This window comes from Thermoclostridium stercorarium subsp. stercorarium DSM 8532, from assembly GCF_000331995.1.
In the GTDB taxonomy this organism is placed as follows: Bacteria; Bacillota; Clostridia; order DSM-8532; family DSM-8532; genus Thermoclostridium; species Thermoclostridium stercorarium.
Window position 1 is genome coordinate 85494 of record NC_020134.1, and the last position, 18447, is coordinate 103940.

At 43.5% G+C, this 18447-nt stretch carries 16 protein-coding genes; 15 read left to right on the forward strand and 1 reads right to left on the reverse strand.

Annotated features, from left to right (window positions below; translation table 11 throughout):
- The first annotated feature begins 20 nt into the window (after window positions 1-20).
- The 15 genes from spoIID to CST_RS00455 all read left to right on the forward strand — a co-directional run bounded on the left by spoIID (window position 21) and on the right by CST_RS00455 (window position 17361).
- A complete protein-coding gene (gene spoIID, locus CST_RS00385) occupies window positions 21-1058 on the forward strand; it encodes a stage II sporulation protein D (RefSeq protein ID WP_015357811.1) in 1038 nt (345 codons plus the stop codon).
- Between the two features lie 67 nt (window positions 1059-1125).
- Entirely contained in the window at window positions 1126-2100 is a 975-nt protein-coding gene (locus CST_RS00390; RefSeq protein WP_015357812.1) for a M23 family metallopeptidase, read from the forward strand.
- A 101-nt stretch (window positions 2101-2201) separates the two neighbouring features.
- Window positions 2202-2465, forward strand: a complete 264-nt coding sequence (gene spoIIID, locus CST_RS00395; protein ID WP_015357813.1) for a sporulation transcriptional regulator SpoIIID — start codon at window positions 2202-2204, stop codon at window positions 2463-2465.
- Window positions 2466-2960: 495 nt separating this feature from the next.
- Entirely contained in the window at window positions 2961-3989 is a 1029-nt protein-coding gene (gene mreB / locus CST_RS00400; RefSeq protein ID WP_015357814.1) for a rod shape-determining protein, read from the forward strand.
- Between the two features lie 148 nt (window positions 3990-4137).
- Window positions 4138-4902 carry a flagellar basal-body rod protein FlgF gene (gene flgF, locus CST_RS00405; protein ID WP_015357815.1) on the forward strand — a complete coding sequence of 255 codons (765 nt, stop codon included), beginning with the start codon at window positions 4138-4140 and terminating at the stop codon, window positions 4900-4902.
- A 41-nt stretch (window positions 4903-4943) separates the two neighbouring features.
- Window positions 4944-5744: a flagellar basal-body rod protein FlgG gene (gene flgG, locus CST_RS00410; RefSeq protein WP_015357816.1), complete on the forward strand. Its 801-nt coding sequence runs from the start codon at window positions 4944-4946 to the stop codon at window positions 5742-5744.
- Between the two features lie 52 nt (window positions 5745-5796).
- Window positions 5797-6165 carry a rod-binding protein gene (locus tag CST_RS00415; protein ID WP_015357817.1) on the forward strand — a complete coding sequence of 123 codons (369 nt, stop codon included), beginning with the start codon at window positions 5797-5799 and terminating at the stop codon, window positions 6163-6165.
- Window positions 6162-7280 carry a phosphodiester glycosidase family protein gene (locus CST_RS00420; RefSeq protein WP_015484812.1) on the forward strand — a complete coding sequence of 373 codons (1119 nt, stop codon included), beginning with the start codon at window positions 6162-6164 and terminating at the stop codon, window positions 7278-7280. Before CST_RS00415 ends, CST_RS00420 begins: the two co-directional genes overlap by 4 nt.
- A gap of 94 nt (window positions 7281-7374) precedes the next feature.
- The gene (locus CST_RS00425) at window positions 7375-9114 is read left to right on the forward strand and encodes a transglutaminase domain-containing protein (RefSeq protein WP_015357819.1); all 1740 of its coding nucleotides are present in this window, start codon (window positions 7375-7377) and stop codon (window positions 9112-9114) included.
- 410 nt (window positions 9115-9524) lie between these two features.
- Complete coding sequence (locus CST_RS00430) at window positions 9525-10274, forward strand: lantibiotic immunity ABC transporter MutE/EpiE family permease subunit (RefSeq protein ID WP_015357820.1); 750 nt, start codon at window positions 9525-9527, stop codon at window positions 10272-10274.
- Window positions 10274-11062 (forward strand): lantibiotic immunity ABC transporter MutG family permease subunit, encoded by a 789-nt coding sequence (locus CST_RS00435; protein ID WP_015357821.1) that lies wholly within the window; start codon window positions 10274-10276, stop codon window positions 11060-11062. The genes CST_RS00430 and CST_RS00435 overlap by 1 nt, the downstream gene beginning before the upstream one ends.
- A 152-nt stretch (window positions 11063-11214) precedes the next feature.
- Complete coding sequence (locus tag CST_RS00440; RefSeq protein ID WP_015484814.1) at window positions 11215-11910, forward strand: response regulator transcription factor; 696 nt, start codon at window positions 11215-11217, stop codon at window positions 11908-11910.
- A 31-nt stretch (window positions 11911-11941) separates the two neighbouring features.
- Window positions 11942-13381, forward strand: coding sequence for a sensor histidine kinase (locus CST_RS00445; RefSeq protein WP_242823565.1), 1440 nt, complete (start codon window positions 11942-11944; stop codon window positions 13379-13381).
- A 175-nt stretch (window positions 13382-13556) separates the two neighbouring features.
- A complete protein-coding gene (locus CST_RS00450; RefSeq protein WP_015357824.1) occupies window positions 13557-15842 on the forward strand; it encodes a glycoside hydrolase family 95 protein in 2286 nt (761 codons plus the stop codon).
- Between the two features lie 46 nt (window positions 15843-15888).
- Window positions 15889-17361, forward strand: coding sequence for an alpha-L-fucosidase (locus tag CST_RS00455; RefSeq protein WP_015357825.1), 1473 nt, complete (start codon window positions 15889-15891; stop codon window positions 17359-17361).
- Window positions 17362-17371: 10 nt separating this feature from the next.
- Here the strand turns inward: CST_RS00455 and CST_RS00460 are convergent, their stop codons facing one another.
- On the reverse strand, window positions 17372-18238 hold the full coding sequence (locus tag CST_RS00460) for a helix-turn-helix transcriptional regulator (RefSeq protein WP_015357826.1): 867 nt from the start codon (window positions 18236-18238) through the stop codon (window positions 17372-17374).
- Window positions 18239-18447: the final 209 nt, after the last annotated feature.

Here is an 18447-nt window from a genome sequence, read left to right on the forward strand (position 1 = left end):
CAAAGGGAGGCATCCGGTAAATGAGAAATAACAGAAAGGCACTGGTGCTGCTTTTGGTTGTATGCCTGCTTATTTTTTTATCAGTTTCAAGGAATATAAGGAAGGAAGAAGAGCAGAACAGACCCGAAGGAGAAGAGGAAAAACGGAAACAGCCTGTGTACAAAACTGAGATTATAGTTTATGACACGCGAAATAAAGTTATTGAACGAATGGATCTGGATGAATATATAGTCGGGGTTGTGGCGGCGGAAATGCCGGCAAGTTTTGAAATGGAAGCGTTGAAGGCGCAGGCAATAGCGGCAAGAACATATGCCCTCGGAAGGGCGCTGGGCAAATACGGAAGCGGAGCCGAAAGACACAACGGAGCGCATGTATGCACCGATCCGTCCCATTGCCAGGCTTATATTACAAAAGACATGTACCAGTCCTGGTATCCCAATTCCAATGTGGATGAGAACTGGGCGAAGGTCGAAAGGGCGGTGTATGAAACAAGCGGTTTAATACTTACTTATGAAGGAGAAATAATCAACCCTCTTTATCATGCTAACAGCGGGGGGATGACGGAAGACATACAGGAGGTCTGGAGTTCGGTAGGGGCGGTTCCGTATCTTAGAAGCGTATACAGCGAAGGGGAGTCCGACTATTCCAGTTATGAAAAGAAAGTGGTTTTGACCGGCGAAGAAATCCGGGAGAAGCTTATGAAGGCCTATCCCGATATTGTGTTTTTGGGGCCTGTATCCGAAGACGTCGAAGTGGTCCAGTATACCAACAGCCAGAGGGCAAAGGAAATAAGGGTGGGCAGCATTACAATACCCGGAACGAAGTTCAGGGAACTGTTTTCGCTGGCATCCACGATAATGGAGATAAATTTTATCGAAGAGGATGTAATGGAGGTAACGACGTACGGTTTCGGCCACGGCGTCGGAATGAGCCAGTGCGGTGCAAATGAACTGGCGCAGAAAGGAAAGGACTATGAGTACATACTTAAATACTACTATACAGGAGTTGAGGTTGAGCCCATTTCTGAAGAGATAGTGGCGGCATTAAACAGCGGATGACCGAAAAAATTCCTCTGATGTATAAATCCGCTTCCAGTGGCAATAATATTTGCTGGAGGTGGACAATGTGAGTCAGAGAGGTTTTTACAATGACGATAAAGAGTGGACCCGGAAGATTAAGGAGTTTTTTAAGGAGAGCGGTTTTTATCTCCTGGTTGTGATAGGCTTATGCGTTCTGGCAGTGGGCGCGGTCTATTTTACTACAAATCATCTCATCACTTCACCGGAACAATACGATGACGATTTGGTCCCCAACGAAACATCGCTGGATAATGAAAATGAAGACGAGAATTACGCTTTGGCTGATGATGAAACAAAAGATGTGGATAAATCCGCGATTGAACAGCTGCAAAATCCCGAAAAAAGATTTCATTATGAAACCGGTTTGAATACCACACCTGAAACAGACAGTGAAACCGATGGAAATCTGGTAACCGGAAGCAATGATAATACGGAAGACAGACAACAAACGGCCCTGAATGAGGTTGAAACAATCGCCAAACCCACGATAACGCCAACCGTAGCACCCACACATGCCCCCTTAAAGCCGCAGGAGCCAGAAAATGAAAACAGGTCTGAGCAAAGCGGAGATTCCCAGGAAGTTATAAACCTGTTCGGAAAAAAACCCACTTTTATATTGCCTGTTGAAGGCAAAATCATTACCGATTATGCAATGGACAGACTGCTTTACTCCAAAACCCTTGACGAATGGAGAACACACAGCGGAATAGACATTGAAGCTCCCAGGGGCGAAGCAGTGAAAGCCGTGGCCGACGGTTATATAAAGGAGATAAAGGAAGATCCCTGCTATGGCATTACCATTGTAATAGATCACGAAAACGGTTATAAATCCATATATTCAAACCTGGCGAGCGCAAACATGGTAAGCGTAAACCAGAAAGTCAAAGCCGGTGATGTGATTTCCAGCGTAGGAAACACAGCAATATTCGAAATTGCCGATCCACCGCATCTGCATTTCGAAATGTATAAGGATGACAAACTGATTGATCCTAAAACCGTATTGCCTTTTTCCGGCAATTAAACGGGCTTATCTTAAAACATAACCGCGTTTCGATGTGCATATAAATATTAACAGAAACACCCCGAGCCAGGCTGGTTCTGACGCTGTAGGAGGGAAATGTTTTGAAGCAGTATATTGTGGAAAGGGCCCTCGAATTGGGAGCTTTTATCATTGAAAACAAAACAACAGTAAGGGCCGCAGCCCAAACATTTGGAATCAGCAAAAGCACAGTACACAAAGATGTTACCGAAAGGCTTAGAAAATTAAATCCGGCAATGGCAAAACAGGTCAGGAAGATTTTAGAGGAGAATAAGGCTGAAAGGCACATACGAGGTGGAGAAGCCACACGGATAAAATACAAAAAGAAAGAAAAAAAGGCCGGGTAATTCCCGGTCTTTTTCATGTGCAGCCGTTAGTGGGTTTATTTCGTGAAAGTGAAATTATATACGGCAACGTTTTTCAGCATTTCTTGCAGCAATGCTTATACAAAGTCAAGGCAGCCGGGGTGATTTCTTGTAATTTGCGGCTTCTTGGCCGCCGGACAAATTTCAAAATCCGGCGGTAACATTAAAACGGCGGGATGTTTTTAATAAATTGTAACTTCCAGGAAATTACTTAAAAGGATTGAGAAATGTTAATTTGAACCAATGGCATTTTTGCGGCAAATTGGATAATACATAACATTAAAATTTATTTGCATTCTTTAACAAATATGATAATATAAAAACAGACAAAAGCTGACACAAAAGTTTTTGCTGTTTTTTCTTTTTCTGAAACGGGGAATATGTCTGTAATTGAATATAGATGGGTATAATAGTTATGCCTGATTTTTACTTATGATTTTTCACAAATTAAAATACATAAGGTAAGGGGTTGTCTTAATGGGCCTGGGACTTGATATAGGTATTGATTTGGGAACTGCGACCGTTCTGGTCTATGTAAAGGGAAAAGGTATTGTTCTCCGGGAACCTTCCGTTGTTGCAATTGACAAAAACACAAACAGATTGCTGGCCGTTGGAGAAGAAGCAAGGAGAATGCTGGGCAGGACTCCGGGGAATATTGTGGCAATCAGACCGTTGCGCGACGGCGTTATTTCGGATTACCAGGTAACAGAGCGTATGCTTAAATATTTTCTCAATAAGGTATGCAGTAGAAGTTTGTTGAAACTTTTTAAGCCGAGGGTAATGATATGTGTTCCAAGCGGAGTCACCGAAGTTGAGAAACGTGCCGTTGAAGATGCAGCCATCCAGGCAGGTGCCCGCAGAACATACCTCATCGAAGAGCCTATCGCGGCGGCCATCGGTGCAGGTATAGACATTACCAAGGCCTGCGGGAGCATGGTGGTGGACATCGGCGGCGGTACCACAGATATTGCCGTCATCTCGCTGGGAGGCGCGGTTGTAAGCACTACCATAAAGGTGGCCGGGGATAAGTTTGACGAAGCTATAATCAGGTATATGCGCAAAAAACACAACATCATGATAGGTGAACGTACCGCCGAGGAAATAAAGATTAAAATAGGAACGGTTTATCCAAGGGAAGAAGAAGTATATATGGACGTAAGGGGAAGGAACCTCGTGTCGGGGCTTCCGAAAACCATACAGGTATCGTCATCAGAGATAATGGAAGCGCTGGAAGAACCGGTTTCAGCTATAGTTGACGCCGTGCATTCGGTGCTGGAGAGAACACCTCCTGAACTCTCCGCGGACATCAGCGACAGGGGAATTGTAATGACCGGTGGAGGCTCCCTGGTGTACGGATTTGACAAGCTGCTTCAGAAGAGGACCGGAATAGACGTGTTTATAGCAGAAGACGCTGTTTCGTGCGTGGCCCTCGGAACCGGAAAAGTTCTTGATAATCTGGAAATTCTTGAAGAATCAGGCATGGAAAAAGTAAATTACAGGAGGTAATAAAAAAAAGACTGCTTTCATAAGTTTTCGAAGCAGTCTTTTTTTATATAAAAAATATTATGAAAATTACCGATAATAAGATAGAGCAGTATCATAACGGCAGATATGTTTGATTTATGACTATGTAAACTGAGAAGGAAAGATATATATGGTTAGAGGGTTGTATACTTCCGGCTGGAGCATGTTGGCACTGAATAAGAAAATGGACGTATTGGCGAACAACCTGGCCAATGTTTCGACAACGGGTTATAAAAAAGACACCGTTGTCCTTGAAGGTTTTCCAAAACTTTTGGCAGAAAGGCTTCATGACAATACCGGCGGCACTGCAAGGGGAGTGCCGGTTGGCGAGCTGTCATTCAGTAACGACGTGGGTGAGGTTTACACTTACTTTACCCAGGGAACTCTTTTAAAGACCGATAACAGCCTTGATATGAGTATTAAAGATGAAGGCAGGGCATTCTTTACAGTCCTTGTACCTGGAAGAGGACAGTTTTATACAAGGGACGGAAGTTTTAAACTGAATGCCGACGGCCAGCTTGTTACCGGACAGGGTTATTACGTGCTTGGTGAAAATGGCATTATACAGTTGAACGGAAGCGATTTCACCGTCACAGAAGACGGGACGATAATACAGAACGGCGCAGTGGTGGACAGGTTATTGATTACCCAGTTCCAGAATCCTGACAGCCTTAGAAAAAACGGTGAAAATCTTTTCACCGCGTCTGATAATTCTGTCGTGGAAAATTTCACCGGAACGGTTATGCAAAATTATCTTGAACAGTCAAACGCCGAAGCAATAAGAGAAATGGTTGATATGATAGCTCTTTTGCGGAGTTATGAGGCAAACCAGCGGGTGATAAACGTAATTGACGGAACGCTGGACAAGGCGGTAAATGAGGTAGGCAGAGTATAAACAATCAAATCAATGAAAATTGTTAAAAGGGTGGTAGTTTTATGATCAGGGCACTTTATACGGCAAGTTCGGGCATGAAGGCGATGCAGTTCAATGTGGATACAATCTCGAACAATCTTGCGAATGTGAATACATATGCCTATAAAAAGGAAAGGGCGGAATTTGAAGACCTCCTGTATGTCACGATGGAAAGGGCGTATATACTGGAAAATCAGGGGCGTCCTGTTAACCTGCAGGTAGGTCACGGTACGGTTATAAGATCGGTTGCAAGAGACTTTACGGCGGGAAGTCTGATTCAGACTGAAAACAATCTGGATTTTGCCATTATCGGAGACGGATTTTTCAGTGTTCTCCATCCCAGCCAGAATATATACTACACCCGGGACGGAAGCTTTAAACTGTCGGTAACGGATGAAGGTACGATGCTTACAACCGCCAGAGGTTATCCGGTGCTTGACGAGATCGGTGAACCGATATATTTCGATTATCCCATTGACCAGATTATAATTAATGAGCGCGGTGAAATCAGCTACAAGGATGAAGACGGTTTGATTGTGCCTACAGGACAGAGGATAGGAATTTTCAAATTCAACAATCCTCAGGGGCTTGAAGCCGTCGGAGGGAACCTGTATGCCGAGAATACCGCGTCGGGATTTGCGGTACCTGACGACGAAATGGGCGAGCCGAGTACGATAAGACAGGGGTATTTGGAGGCTTCCAATGTTCAGGTAGTGGAGGAAATGGTAAATTTAATCACCGCCCAGAGGGCGTACGAACTGAATTCAAAGGCCATTACTACAGCGGATGAAATGATGAGCATAGCCAACAACCTGAAAAGATAGTTTGCTGTAACTTAAAGTGTGGGCAATTCCGCATCATAAAAAGGGGATAAATATGAAAATAGACGGTATTGGCGCGTTAAACGTAGAAAATACCATAACCTATAAACAGGTAAGTGATGAAAAATCTTTTGAAGAAGTGCTGAAAAAGGCATATACCGATGGTGACAAGGAGAAACTGAGGGAAGCATGCAGGGAGTTCGAAGGTATTTTAATGGGGATTTTGTTTAAACAGATGAAAAAGACAATACCCGAAAGTTCCTTTGTGCAAAAAAGTTATGCCCGGGAAATATTTGAGGAAATGCTGGACGAGGAACTTATAAACAATGCCAGCGGAAGGCTTGGCATTGCGGATATGCTGTATAAACAATTAAGCGCCAATCTTGACAGAATATATAAAGTAAGCGATAATGAACAGAAATGAGAAATTTTTTAAAGCTTGTACTATTCCTTGCAATATTTCTGGTGATTATTACAGGCCCGTCAGATGAAAGACAAAATCTTCATTATGATGGGTCTTATTTGTATGAAGAAATTACACCCACACCCACGCGGGTTCCTGAAAAGGAACCCGTTATTTATACAAGAAAGGAAATTAAATATAAAGGTCTGCGCCAGGTTCTGCACATTCTGGAGCTGGATCTTTCAAATCCCAGTCTCAAGGTTTTTCCTGTACTGTCAAGAAACGGGATATTCGGTTTTGAATTCTTAAGCGATATAGATGAAAGGTATGAGGCAACAGCCACCGTAAATGCAGGCTTCAATTTTGCCTACGGCCAGCCTTCGGGGCTGGTTGTTCAGGACGGAAGGCTTTTAAGCTCAAGCCGGGGTTATGGAAGGATACTTCTTATAAATAACCGTAAAGCCCGGTTTGTTTCGCCGCCGTTTAAGGTCTGGATTGACACCGGCGACGAAAAAATTCCCGTTGACAGTGTAAATCCTTATCCTTATGAAAAGGGAATAGTAGTATATACTCCCGAGTATGGCCCTACGAACCGCGTTGATACGGAATACACCGTATGTGTCGTAAGAAACAATACCGTTCAGTCCACCGGCATTGTTTCCGGCGAGATGGAAATTCCTGATGACGGTTTCCTGGTGGTTGACCTGAGAACAGAAAACTCCGCGCTTCTGAATTTATTCCGCGGTCAGAAAGCTGAGCTTTCACTTCAGGAACAGGCGGAACAGGGATATCAGTGTTCAGGGGCCCTTGTGGAGGACGGAAAAAACGTTGCAAAGGACATGGACGAATGGGCGGGTAATCTGAATGTACCAACCCCGCGAACGGCTGTTGGAATAAAAGACGAAAATACGCTTGTATTTCTCGTCGTGGACGGACGACAGCCGGGATACAGCGAAGGTGTTACCGGAAAACAGCTTGCAGACATCTTAATATCCCTTGGCGTTAAGGAAGCGGCTCTTCTGGACGGCGGTGCTTCAAGCGAAATGATATACAAGGGGGAAGTTGTCAACAGACCTTCGACGGGGAAAGAAAGACTTCTTGCATCTGCATTTGTTATAAAATATAATCCTAATTAAAAATGGAAAATTTTATGCAAATACTGATATAAACCGACAATATCATGCTATAATATCTAAGGTTTATTTTTTACTTCATTGGTGGGACTGTGAGGTGTCTGTTTTGCGAAGTGGCATTAAAATTGCACTTTCGGTTTTGTTTTCATTAGTATTTTTCTTAATCTTCAACATCAACATAGCAGGAACTGCCGAAGTTCTGACTCGTGACCGGCTTGACTGCCTGTATCCTGCACACTTGCGCTATGATCTTTTTTATGACGGCAGGCTTACGGATGAAAATATCGTTTACCTTAAAAGCATCCCGCACTCCGAGGCGTTACGCTCTTTAAACGTACTCAGGGGTGACAGTAAGGGGAATTTGATGCTTGACAGGTTTGCGGAACGGATTGAAGGAGCCACAATGCTTGTCAGACTCCTCGGCGTGGAAGCATATGCCGTGTCCGGAAAACCGTCCCACCCATTTACCGATGTGCCTGAATGGGCGGCTCCGTATATCGGATATTTGTATCAGAATGGTTTTGCAAAGGGAATAGGGAATAACCAGTTTGGTTCCCGTCAATATATGGATGAAAAATCGTATTTGGCTTTCTTGCTCCGGGTTTTGGGTTACAGTGAGGAAGACGGTGATTTCTCGTGGGATACCGTTGGCAAAACAGCTATTAAGGTGGGTCTCCTGGAATCGGGTGAAGAGACATACATCGATAGATTTATTAAACGCGAACGCATGTCCCAGCTTACGTGGCGGGCTATGTTCCTGAACCACAAATTTTATGGCAAACCGCTACTGGTCTGTTTGTATGAACAGGGGAAAGTACGGCGTGATAATCTCAGCATGTTATTTGCAAAGAACAAAAACAGATTAATCGACTTGTGGTATGCAAACCTGTCGAAGCTGGAAGAAGCCTTTCTCCGCCATGACGAAAAAATAGAACTGTCGCTGAGTCATACACAGGTGGAGAACGACTATCTTAAATATCTTGAATATACCCTGGAGAGGGTTCAGCTAAGCACAGGCGTGTATACACGCGGATTTTTTACCAAACTCTGGCAGCAGGGGAATAATTATTCGCTGGTGGTTTACCCCCGGTATCAAAATACCGCCTCAAGGGATGAAAAACTTCGCCTTATGATTGACAGAATTGTTTCGGAGATTATGTCCCCATATATGACCGACTATGAAAAGGTTAAAGCCGCGCATGATTACGTTATCAACATGATTGAGTATGATTCAAGATACAGAAACAACAGTGCATTGGATGCATTGGAAAGCGGATATGGTGTCTGCAGCGCCTATTCGGAGCTTATGGCGCTTATTCTGAACAGCGCCGGAGTTCCGTGCCGTATTGTAAGAGGTTATGCGGATGTGAGCCATGCATGGAATATGGTGTCCATCGACGGGAAGTTGTATCATGTAGATGCAACATGGGACGATCTGGGAACATACGGCGGTGAACAGTTAATCAGATATGATTATTTAAACTTGCCGGACGCGGAAATGGAAAAAGAGCACAGGTGGGAAAAAAATGATTATCCTGCGTGTACTTCAACAGAGCACAATTATTTTGTCAAAAACAATCTGCTTGCTAAGAACTCCGAAGATGTAATAGCCATAATCGCCCAAGCTGTTGAAAACCGTCAGAACAGCGTGACATTAAAATACGCCGGCAATGATGCTGATAAACTTATGATCCACAAAATTATAAACGACGTAAATTCCCGGTTGGCTTTAGAGTTGGGTTACAGGATATCCCATTATGTTTATACAAGAAACGATACCTACCTTACGTATTGTATTTTTTCAATAGATTATGAACCGGTGGGTTATGTGGATTAATCAGAACTTGAGCCTGTTCGGAGGCATAGGAATATACTGATTTCTGCATTTCGGAGTCTGTTTTCAAAATCATATGAATGTGTTCAGGAAGCCGTTCTTATGTCCGGCTTCCTTTTTTATATTTAATTTGGTTTGTGCCTATTTTAAATATACAAATTCTGTTAAGTTTTTGTCTGCACGCCAAGCCCTAAGAAAATTATTTATTCCTCCGCATTTATTAAAATAAAGACATTTTATGAAATCCTCATCGTTCGCCCGTTACGAAAAAAAGTCGTATCATTTATCAACCGGAAAAAATTAAAGGTAGTAAAAGGGGGATGAACTAAAAAACTTTCGGCTGCTTTATAAAATCTTTATAATTGGCGGTTAAAGTTAAAACGAAAAAAATCTGGCTGAAAGGATGGTGCAAAATGGCGGGTTTAATACTTGAAACCAGAGGGCTGAAAAAGTATTACAGAAAGCAGCCTGTGGTAAACAATGTTTCGCTCCGTGTGCCGAGAAATTCCATATATGGGCTTCTTGGACCTAATGGAGCCGGTAAGTCGACGATACTGAAAATGGTGACCGGGCTGATTCGGCCCGATGAGGGCGAAATAATTGTTTTTGGAGAGCCATGGAGTCGCAGGCATTTAAAACGTATTGGCGCACTTATAGAATCACCGGCATTTTACGGAAATCTGACGGTTCATTTATGGATCGCAAAAATTGCCGTTATGGGCGTTCATACGCTGATTTCCACATTGGTGCTGATTGTTTCAACCGTTTTATCAGGTATTATTGCCGGGGGTGGAAAGATTCCGTGGTCCCAGATTTTTGCCGCTGCCTTTACCGTATGGGTTGTATCGCTCGCCATTATACCGCTGCAGTTGTGGATGGCTACATGGAAAGGAACGCTCGGAAGCATGGTGATGGGATTTACTGGTATGATTACAGGTGTTCTTGCTGCATCAGAGCCGTATTGGATTTATGTGCCGTGGAGCTGGCCAACAAGACTGATGAGTCCCATAATAGGAGTCCATCCCAACGGAACCCTTCTGGAACCCGATAGCCCGTTGCTTGATGCTTCGGTTATACCAGTTGGAATAATAGTGTCACTTATAACATTGTTGATTTTTACGTGCCTGACGGCGATATGGTTTGACAGGAGAGAGGTGGGGTGATGAGAATATTTTCGGCAGAATGGCTTAAAACGAGGCGGACATCCGCAAGGTTGCTTATATTCTGCACACCCGTGGCTTTTGCGTTACTCGTTATTGGATATGTTTCATTAGAGGGTATCGACGAACATATACAAACACGGGTTTTTGAAATTTTTTTTGAAGCATGGGCGGCATGTATAATCCCGGTGTATGTGGGAGTACTGACGGGGATTACAGTGCACCAGGAAGAACTCGCCGGCAATTTCAGCGGCCTTCTGCTCAACAGCGTTTCCCGTCATAGGTTATACTGGGCTAAATTGCTTATGCTGCTTTTAAGCACCGGTATAAGCACTACAACTGCAGTTTTAACGGTTGGTGTTGGTTTTAAAATAATACTTGGTGTTTCGATGAACTGGATCATTTTTATCTCCGCGGCCGTATTTACCGTTATAGGAACAATTCCGCTGCTGGCTTTACACTTATGGGCAGGTTTTAAATGGGGAATGGGTACGTCAATTGGCATTGGCGCCGCCGGTTTGCTGGTGGCTGCTTTGATGGGGGTGACGGTTCTTGGGGACAAAGTCTGGCAGTTTGTACCATGGACGTGGCCTGTGAGGTTATCAATGCTTTGTGGGATTTATTTACAGTTCATTGAAAATATGCAGGCTTCACTTGACATTATAAATTTGGGTTTTATTTCGAAACAGCTAACAACGGGCCTTATGTCGGTATTGTTCTGCTTTGCCGTTGCAGGAACCGGCGGGACGATATGGTTTAATAGGTGGGAAGGACGAAAGTCTTACGAGTAAACCGATTACAGGAAAAGCTTAGAAATAAAATAAATACGGCTGTTTATCTTCTAAGCCAGGGATATACATATTACAACTGTAATTGATGCCGTTACCGATACTATCACATAACCGCACTTGTGCCTGCGAATAAAAAATGGAATCGAGGTGATATGTTGAGTAAGATACTGATAATTGATGATGAAAAGGATCTGGTCATGCTTCTCGAAGACGAACTGAAAGCAAGGGGACATGAAGTAATCGTGGCATATGACGGTCGGGAAGGCATAAAATTGTCCCGGTGTCAGCCTGATTTGATCATATTGGACATCATGATGCCTGAAGAAAATGGGTTTGAGGTTTGCCGGGCAATAAGGGATGAAGTACTATGCCCCATTATTTTTTTAAGCGCAAAACAGACCGAGGCCGATAAAATCAAAGCGCTAAATCTCGGTGGCGATGATTATGTGGTAAAACCCTTCGGGCTAAAGGAACTAATGGCAAGAATTGAAGCGAATTTACGCAGAGAAAGACGGGCGCAGTATTTAAATGCGGAAAAAAAACGCACCAGGCTGTTTTTTGGGGACCTTAGCCTTGATATAAGGGAACGCACCGTAAAAATCAAAAATGTGCCTATTGCGCTGACAAAGCGTGAATACGATATTGTCGAACTGCTGGCACTTCACCCGGGACAGGTGTTTTCACGGGAACATATCTACGAAAGAGTATGGGGATACGATTCAGAAGGAGATTCTGCAACGGTGGTGGAGCATATAAAAAAAATAAGGGCGAAATTTGCCGCTGCTGCACCATCCGTTGAGTATATTTCAACGGTTTGGGGTATTGGATATAAATGGAATAAACTTTAAGGAGTAAAAAGGAGTAAATATGTACCGGATAATGGAAAATCGATCACTTGTAAGCCAGTTAAGAATTGTATTTGTCTGTATTATTGCCGCCAGTATAGCAGCTACGGCTGTTACGTATGCCGCAGCTGCCGTTTTGTACGTTTATGCCCAGTATAAGTGTATTTATCCGGCAAATTATTATGAAATGCAAATACCTTACATTGATGCTTTTATTCGAAATAAAAATGTTGCTTTGTTTTCGCAGTCGGGGAAAGAGGAACTTCAGAATATGCTCAGTGGAAACGGAATATATTATCAGGCTGTGGACGCGGAAGGCAACATATTATACGGGACGAATCTTGAGCGAATTTTTGACGATAAGGCGGAACTTTATAAACGATTTAATACAACTTTTAAAAGGCAAAATTATTATATATATACCGTTCCTGTAATTGATGATGACGGAAAAGTGCTGGGCGCAATAGCCCTTTTGTACCGGTTGAAAATGTCGTATGTCGGGGCCCGGGGCCGGTGGCTGATTATCATATTTGTTATAGCGCTGATATCCCCGTTTTTCTACATACTTGGTTTTACAATGTTGTTTTCAAGGATTTTTGTAAATAGCATAAATAAACCATTAAATCTTTTGATGGATGCTTCGCAAAAAATTAAAGAAAGGGATTTGGATTTTACAATAGATTACCGAGCGGACAATGAACTTGGCAGGCTTTGCGCTGCTTTTTCGGAGATGAAGGATGAGCTGAAGAAATCATTGTCTGCGCAATGGAAAATGGAACAGGAACGTGTGGAAATAATTGAAGCTTTGGCTCATGATCTAAAAACGCCTTTATCAATCATAAGAGGATACTCTGAAGCATTGATTGACGCCAATACCGGAGGCAGTGAGAAATTACTCAAATACCTGTCAATTATTGAAAACAACGCTGAAAAATGCTCTGGTCTTGTGCAGCAAATGCTGTATGCTTTGGATTTGGAAAGAACCAATGTGCATTTGCAGCCTGTGCCTGTTGAAATGGCTGAATTTCTTGAACAAAAGGTACATCAGTATGAATTACAGGCTAAACAAAAAAAGATTGCAATTACTTTAAATATACAGGGTGGAACCAAAACGCCGGTTTTAGTTGATAAGGACAGACTGGAACGTGTTCTTGACAATATTGTATCCAACAGTCTTGAGTACACTCCGGCGGGAGGTAAAATTAATATTTCCGTAAAAATTGAAGACAATAATGTGTTTTATGAAATATGCGACACTGGACGTGGTTTCAGTCAGAAGGATATGGAAAGGGCTTTTGATAAATTTTACCGGGGAGATGAAGCGCGAAGAAGCAAAACAGGACATTCCGGTCTGGGGTTGTTTATTGTCAGACATTTGATTGAACAACTTGGGGGCTCAATAAGGTTGGGAAATGCGGAGTCAGGCGGAGCTTGTGTAACATTTCACCATAAAATATTCAGAGATATTCAATGACAAACACGGGATATTTTTTGTACGGAGTACACGTTGAAAAAATATTCTATAAAAATACGACATTATTGTAAAGAAAATGTCGTGTAATTATATTAAAATGGCTAAGGCAAAAGTATAATCAAATTGACAAAACATTTACAATTGCGGCTGCAACTGCCCATCGGGGGGTTTTTTTATGGCGGACGCTGAAGGGAAATCAAAAAAAATCAAAAATATACTGTGGTACAAAGAACCTGCAAATATCAAAGACGGCTGGGAGTATGCGCTACCGCTTGGTAACGGAAGAATCGGCGCAATGATCTACGGCGGGGTGGAAAATGAGCTGATACAGTTAAATGAAGACAGTATATGGTACGGCGGCCCGAGAGACAGGAATAATCCCGAAGCAGTCCGTTATTTGCCGACCATCCGGAAACTGATTTCGGAAGGTAGGATAAGGGAAGCTGAAAATCTTGCAGCCATAGCACTGTCGGGTATACCAGAAAGCCAGAGACATTACCAGCCTCTTGGAGAACTGTATCTTAATTTCGAAAACCATAAGAACCCGTCATATTACAGGCGGGAACTTGATATAGATAACGCCGTGGCCAGGGTGGAATACAAAATCGTTGATACTTTATATACGCGAGAAATGTTTGTCAGCGCGCCCCAACAGGTTTTGGCGATAAAAATAAAGGCTGAGGGCAGCAAAAGCATATCCTTCAGAACCAAGCTGAGAAGATCCAGGTATTTTGAAAAAGTGGACGCTTTAAACCACAACACGCTGAAAATGGCAGGAAGCTGCGGCGGGGAAGGCGCGATAAATTACTGCGCGCTTTTGCGCATAATTCCTGAGAACGGAAGTGTTGAGGCCATAGGCGAGCATTTGGTGGTCAAAAACTCCAAAAGCGTTGTAATATTTCTGTCGGTTGCCACAACCTTCAGGCATGAAGAGCCCGAAAAGGAAAGCCTGAGAATTCTTGAAGAAGCAGAAAAGTTGCGTTATGATGAACTGCTTCAAAATCACATTGAAGATTACAGGTCGCTGTTTGACCGCGTGGATCTTTACATAACAAATCATTCGGCGGACAAAAACGTTGACAGCCTGCCGACAGATGAAAGGCTTGAGAGAGTGAAAGCCGGCAATGATGACCCCGGGCTTGTCAGCCTGTATTTCCAATTCGGACGGTATCTTTTGATATCTTCGAGCCGTCCCGGCACTCTCCCGGCAAATCTTCAGGGAATATGGAACAAGGATTACCTTCCGCCGTGGGACAGCAAATACACAATTAATATAAACACCCAGATGAATTACTGGCCGGCGGAAGTCTGCAATTTGTCGGAATGTCATTTGCCGCTTTTTGACCTCATTGAAAGGATGCGGGAGCCGGGAAGGAAGACTGCAAGGGTAATGTACGGCTGCCGAGGATTTTGTGCTCATCATAATACCGACATATGGGCGGATACCGCTCCGCAGGATATTTATTTCGGGGCGACCTACTGGCCGATGGGAGCTGCGTGGCTTTGCCTGCATTTGTGGGAGCATTATGAATTTACACGCGATAAGGAATTTCTGGCACAGGCGTATCTGACAATGAAAGAAGCGGTGGAATTCCTTCTGGACTTTCTGACTGAAGACGATAAAGGAAGGCTGGTAACAAGCCCTTCTGTTTCACCTGAAAACACGTATATTCTGCCCAACGGGGAAAGCGGGAGATTATGCCAGGGCCCGTCGATGGACAGTCAAATCATTCACGAATTGTTTGGCGTATGCATAAAAGCCACGTCAATACTGAATATTGACGGTGAATTTGCCGCAGAACTCGGCAAAGTGCTTGAAAGGGTACCGAAACCTGAAATCGGGAAATACGGACAAATTAAAGAATGGGCGGAGGAATATGAGGAAGCCGAACCCGGACACAGGCATATTTCCCATTTGTTCGCGCTGTATCCCGGAAAACAGATTTCTGTACATAAAACGCCGGAGCTTGTGAAAGCCGCCAGAGTTACCCTTGAAAGGAGGCTTGCCCATGGCGGGGGACACACCGGCTGGAGCAGGGCATGGATTATAAATCTTTGGGCAAGGCTGGAAGACGCCGAAAAGGCTTATGAAAACGTAATGGCCCTTTTAAGGAAATCAACCCTTCCGAATTTGCTTGACAACCATCCGCCATTTCAAATCGACGGTAATTTTGGTGGAACTGCCGGTATTGCCGAAATGCTGATTCAGTCCCATGAAGGGATGATAACGCTGCTGCCTGCCCTGCCTGAAGCGTGGTCGGACGGCTATGTTAAAGGGCTACGGGCACGCGGCGGGTTTGAGGTGGAAATGGAATGGAAGCAGGGAAGGCTTGTAAAGGCTTGTATAGTGTCAGACAAAGGCGGCTTGTGCAGGGTCAGGAAACCTGACGGGGAAATAATTGAGTTTGAGACCGAAAAAGGGCATGTTTATGATTTGATGAATCCCGGTTTTAATGCGTGAAAGTAATGCGGGGATTCGTTGAAATATAAGATTAAGGAGGATTTTTATGGACCGGAAAAAATATCTTGAGGAAATCGAGAATGTAATTCAAAAAGGTCCTTTCAAAGATTCCTGGGATTCGTTGTTTGATTTTACTCCGCCCAAATGGTTCAATAATGCGAAATTCGGAATATTTATTCACTGGGGGGTATATTCTGTCCCGGCATTCGGAAACGAATGGTATCCGCGAAATATGTATATTCAGGGCTCGGAAGAGTTTAAACATCATGTGGAAACCTACGGAGAGCACAGGAAATTCGGCTACAAGGATTTTATCCCGATGTTCAGGGCCGAAAAGTTTAACGCCGATGAATGGGCCGAACTTTTCAAGAAAGCCGGTGCCCGATATGTTGTTCCCGTCGCCGAACACCACGACGGATTTCAAATGTATAAAAGCGAACTTTCCCATTTCAATGCATTTGAAATGGGTCCCAAACGTGACGTTCTGGGAGAACTGAAAGAAGCTTTCGAAAAGCAGGGGCTGATATTCGGCGCTTCTTCACACAGAGTGGAACACTGGTTTTTTATGAGCCATGGAAAGGAGTTTGACAGCGACATAAAAGAGCCTTTGAAATGCGGGGATTTTTACTGGCCTGCAATGCCCGAACCCGATCATCATGACCTTTTCAGCGAACCTGCCCCATCTCAGGAATTCCTTGAAGACTGGCTGCTGCGCACATGCGAGATTGTCGACAGGTACCGCCCGAGACTGGTTTATTTCGACTGGTGGATTCAGCACAGTGCTGTTAAACCGTATTTGAAGAAATTCGCGGCTTATTATTACAACCGGGCTCACGAGTGGGGCATTGACGTAGCCATTACATACAAGCATGAAGCCTTTATGTTCGGCAGCGCAATAGTTGACGTGGAGAGGGGGCAGTTCTCCGAACAGAAACCCTATTACTGGCAGACCGATACATCGGTTGCAAGGAATTCATGGTGTTATACAAAAAACAATGTTTATAAGACGGCGAACGAGATTATATGCGACCTTGTGGATATCGTAAGCAAAAACGGGTGTTTGCTTTTAAATATCGGTCCGAAAGCCGATGGAACAATTCCTGATGAGGACAGAAAAATATTGCTTGAAATCGGTGACTGGTTAAGAACCAATGGCGAAGCGATATACCGAAGCAAGGTATGGCGAACGTACGGAGAAGGGCCGACCCAGGTTCAGGAAGGACAGTTTACCGATAAAAACGCGAAAACATTTACCCACGAAGACATCCGTTTTACCGTAAACGGTTCATGCATTTATGCCACTGTGCTGTCATGGCCCGAGAACGGCGTGGTTAAAATAAAATCTCTGGCTGACAGAGATGCTTCAAGGCTTCCGCATTTTCATGGCATTATAAAGGACATATCAGTTCTTGGCTTTGATGAAAAACCTGTATGGGAAAGAACTCCTGAAGCCCTGACCATTACAACAAAAGCCGTTAAAAGCGACAAGCCGGTGGTGTTTAAGATTCAGGTGGACTGAAGCGCCGTTTTCAGCGTGTTTTGTTCTGCCTGAATAATTTTCTGTATTCAGTGGGAGTCATGTTGTAGTATTTTCGGAATGCTGCGGAAAAATGCTCCGGGGAAGAATATCCGAGAGTATCGGCGATGTACGCAATACTGCGGTTCTGATCCCTTAACATAATAGAGGCAACAGACATTCTTGCGTCAGTTTTTTTCTGCTGAAAGGATTTGCCGTAATATTTCCATATTAAACGCTGTGTCTGGCGCGGGCTGAGTTTCAGCCTGTCGGCCAGAGCGCAGAGAGAGAGATTATCATATTCATAAAGAAAGTATTCTTCTATTATTATTGAATTACTGTCTATCAGATTGCCCGGGGCCAATTCGTCCCGGGCACATTTTTCAGTGTCGTAATTGCGGATAAGACATATCAGAAGCTGGGCCAGCAGCAATTCAACCTGTTTCTGATAGCCTGTGAATCTGCTTTCCAGTTCCTTAAAAATCTGTTTCATAATAACATGTACCCCGTGATTGTCCTTCCCAAACCAGAAGGGAGTGGAGAAAAAAGCCTTCATCAGCGGGGAAGTTGTTTTTTCGTTGAACTTTTTTGTTTTTAAATAAACGCAATATTCCTGCATTGGATCGTAAAGCAGCGGAAATTGGGCATGTTCGACATGTGGCCCGGTAACGTAAAGCGTATTCGGCGCAATGTCGTAATACTGCCCGCTGGTTATCAGCCTTCCGTAACCAAACGGGATGTAATGTATTTCAAAACAGCCTTCGCCGTGGCTGTGCGACGGAATGGTTCTGGTAAAACGCTCAAAAACGATATGCGGAACGCTGAACTCAACACCGTCTATCGCAAAACTTATATCCAGATCAGAATACGCTATTTTCATAATTGCCAATTCCTATAAATTTATTATTGAATTTTTATTTAATTATATCATTATTGATATAAAAACACGACATCAAACCGGAATAAATGTCATAATTTTATAATTATTTAAACCGGGCACAGGTATAATTATACCGTGAATTTTTTTGACTTCATCGTTTTGTCAGGCTTTAAATTCTGTAATTTAATTTCCCGAGAAAGGAAGTATTA

Coding starts and splice junctions, on each gene's coding strand:
- mreB (WP_015357814.1), top strand. CDS start 2,961: ATGGGCCTGGGACTTGATATAGGTATTGATTTGGGAACTGCGACCGTT.
- flgF (WP_015357815.1), top strand. CDS start 4,138: ATGGTTAGAGGGTTGTATACTTCCGGCTGGAGCATGTTGGCACTGAAT.
- CST_RS00430 (WP_015357820.1), top strand. CDS start 9,525: ATGGCGGGTTTAATACTTGAAACCAGAGGGCTGAAAAAGTATTACAGA.
- CST_RS00455 (WP_015357825.1), top strand. CDS start 15,889: ATGGACCGGAAAAAATATCTTGAGGAAATCGAGAATGTAATTCAAAAA.
- CST_RS00435 (WP_015357821.1), top strand. CDS start 10,274: ATGAGAATATTTTCGGCAGAATGGCTTAAAACGAGGCGGACATCCGCA.
- CST_RS00420 (WP_015484812.1), top strand. CDS start 6,162: ATGAGAAATTTTTTAAAGCTTGTACTATTCCTTGCAATATTTCTGGTG.
- CST_RS00460 (WP_015357826.1), bottom strand. CDS start 18,238: ATGAAAATAGCGTATTCTGATCTGGATATAAGTTTTGCGATAGACGGT.
- CST_RS00450 (WP_015357824.1), top strand. CDS start 13,557: ATGGCGGACGCTGAAGGGAAATCAAAAAAAATCAAAAATATACTGTGG.
- spoIID (WP_015357811.1), top strand. CDS start 21: ATGAGAAATAACAGAAAGGCACTGGTGCTGCTTTTGGTTGTATGCCTG.
- CST_RS00415 (WP_015357817.1), top strand. CDS start 5,797: ATGAAAATAGACGGTATTGGCGCGTTAAACGTAGAAAATACCATAACC.
- flgG (WP_015357816.1), top strand. CDS start 4,944: ATGATCAGGGCACTTTATACGGCAAGTTCGGGCATGAAGGCGATGCAG.
- CST_RS00445 (WP_242823565.1), top strand. CDS start 11,942: ATGGAAAATCGATCACTTGTAAGCCAGTTAAGAATTGTATTTGTCTGT.
- CST_RS00440 (WP_015484814.1), top strand. CDS start 11,215: ATGTTGAGTAAGATACTGATAATTGATGATGAAAAGGATCTGGTCATG.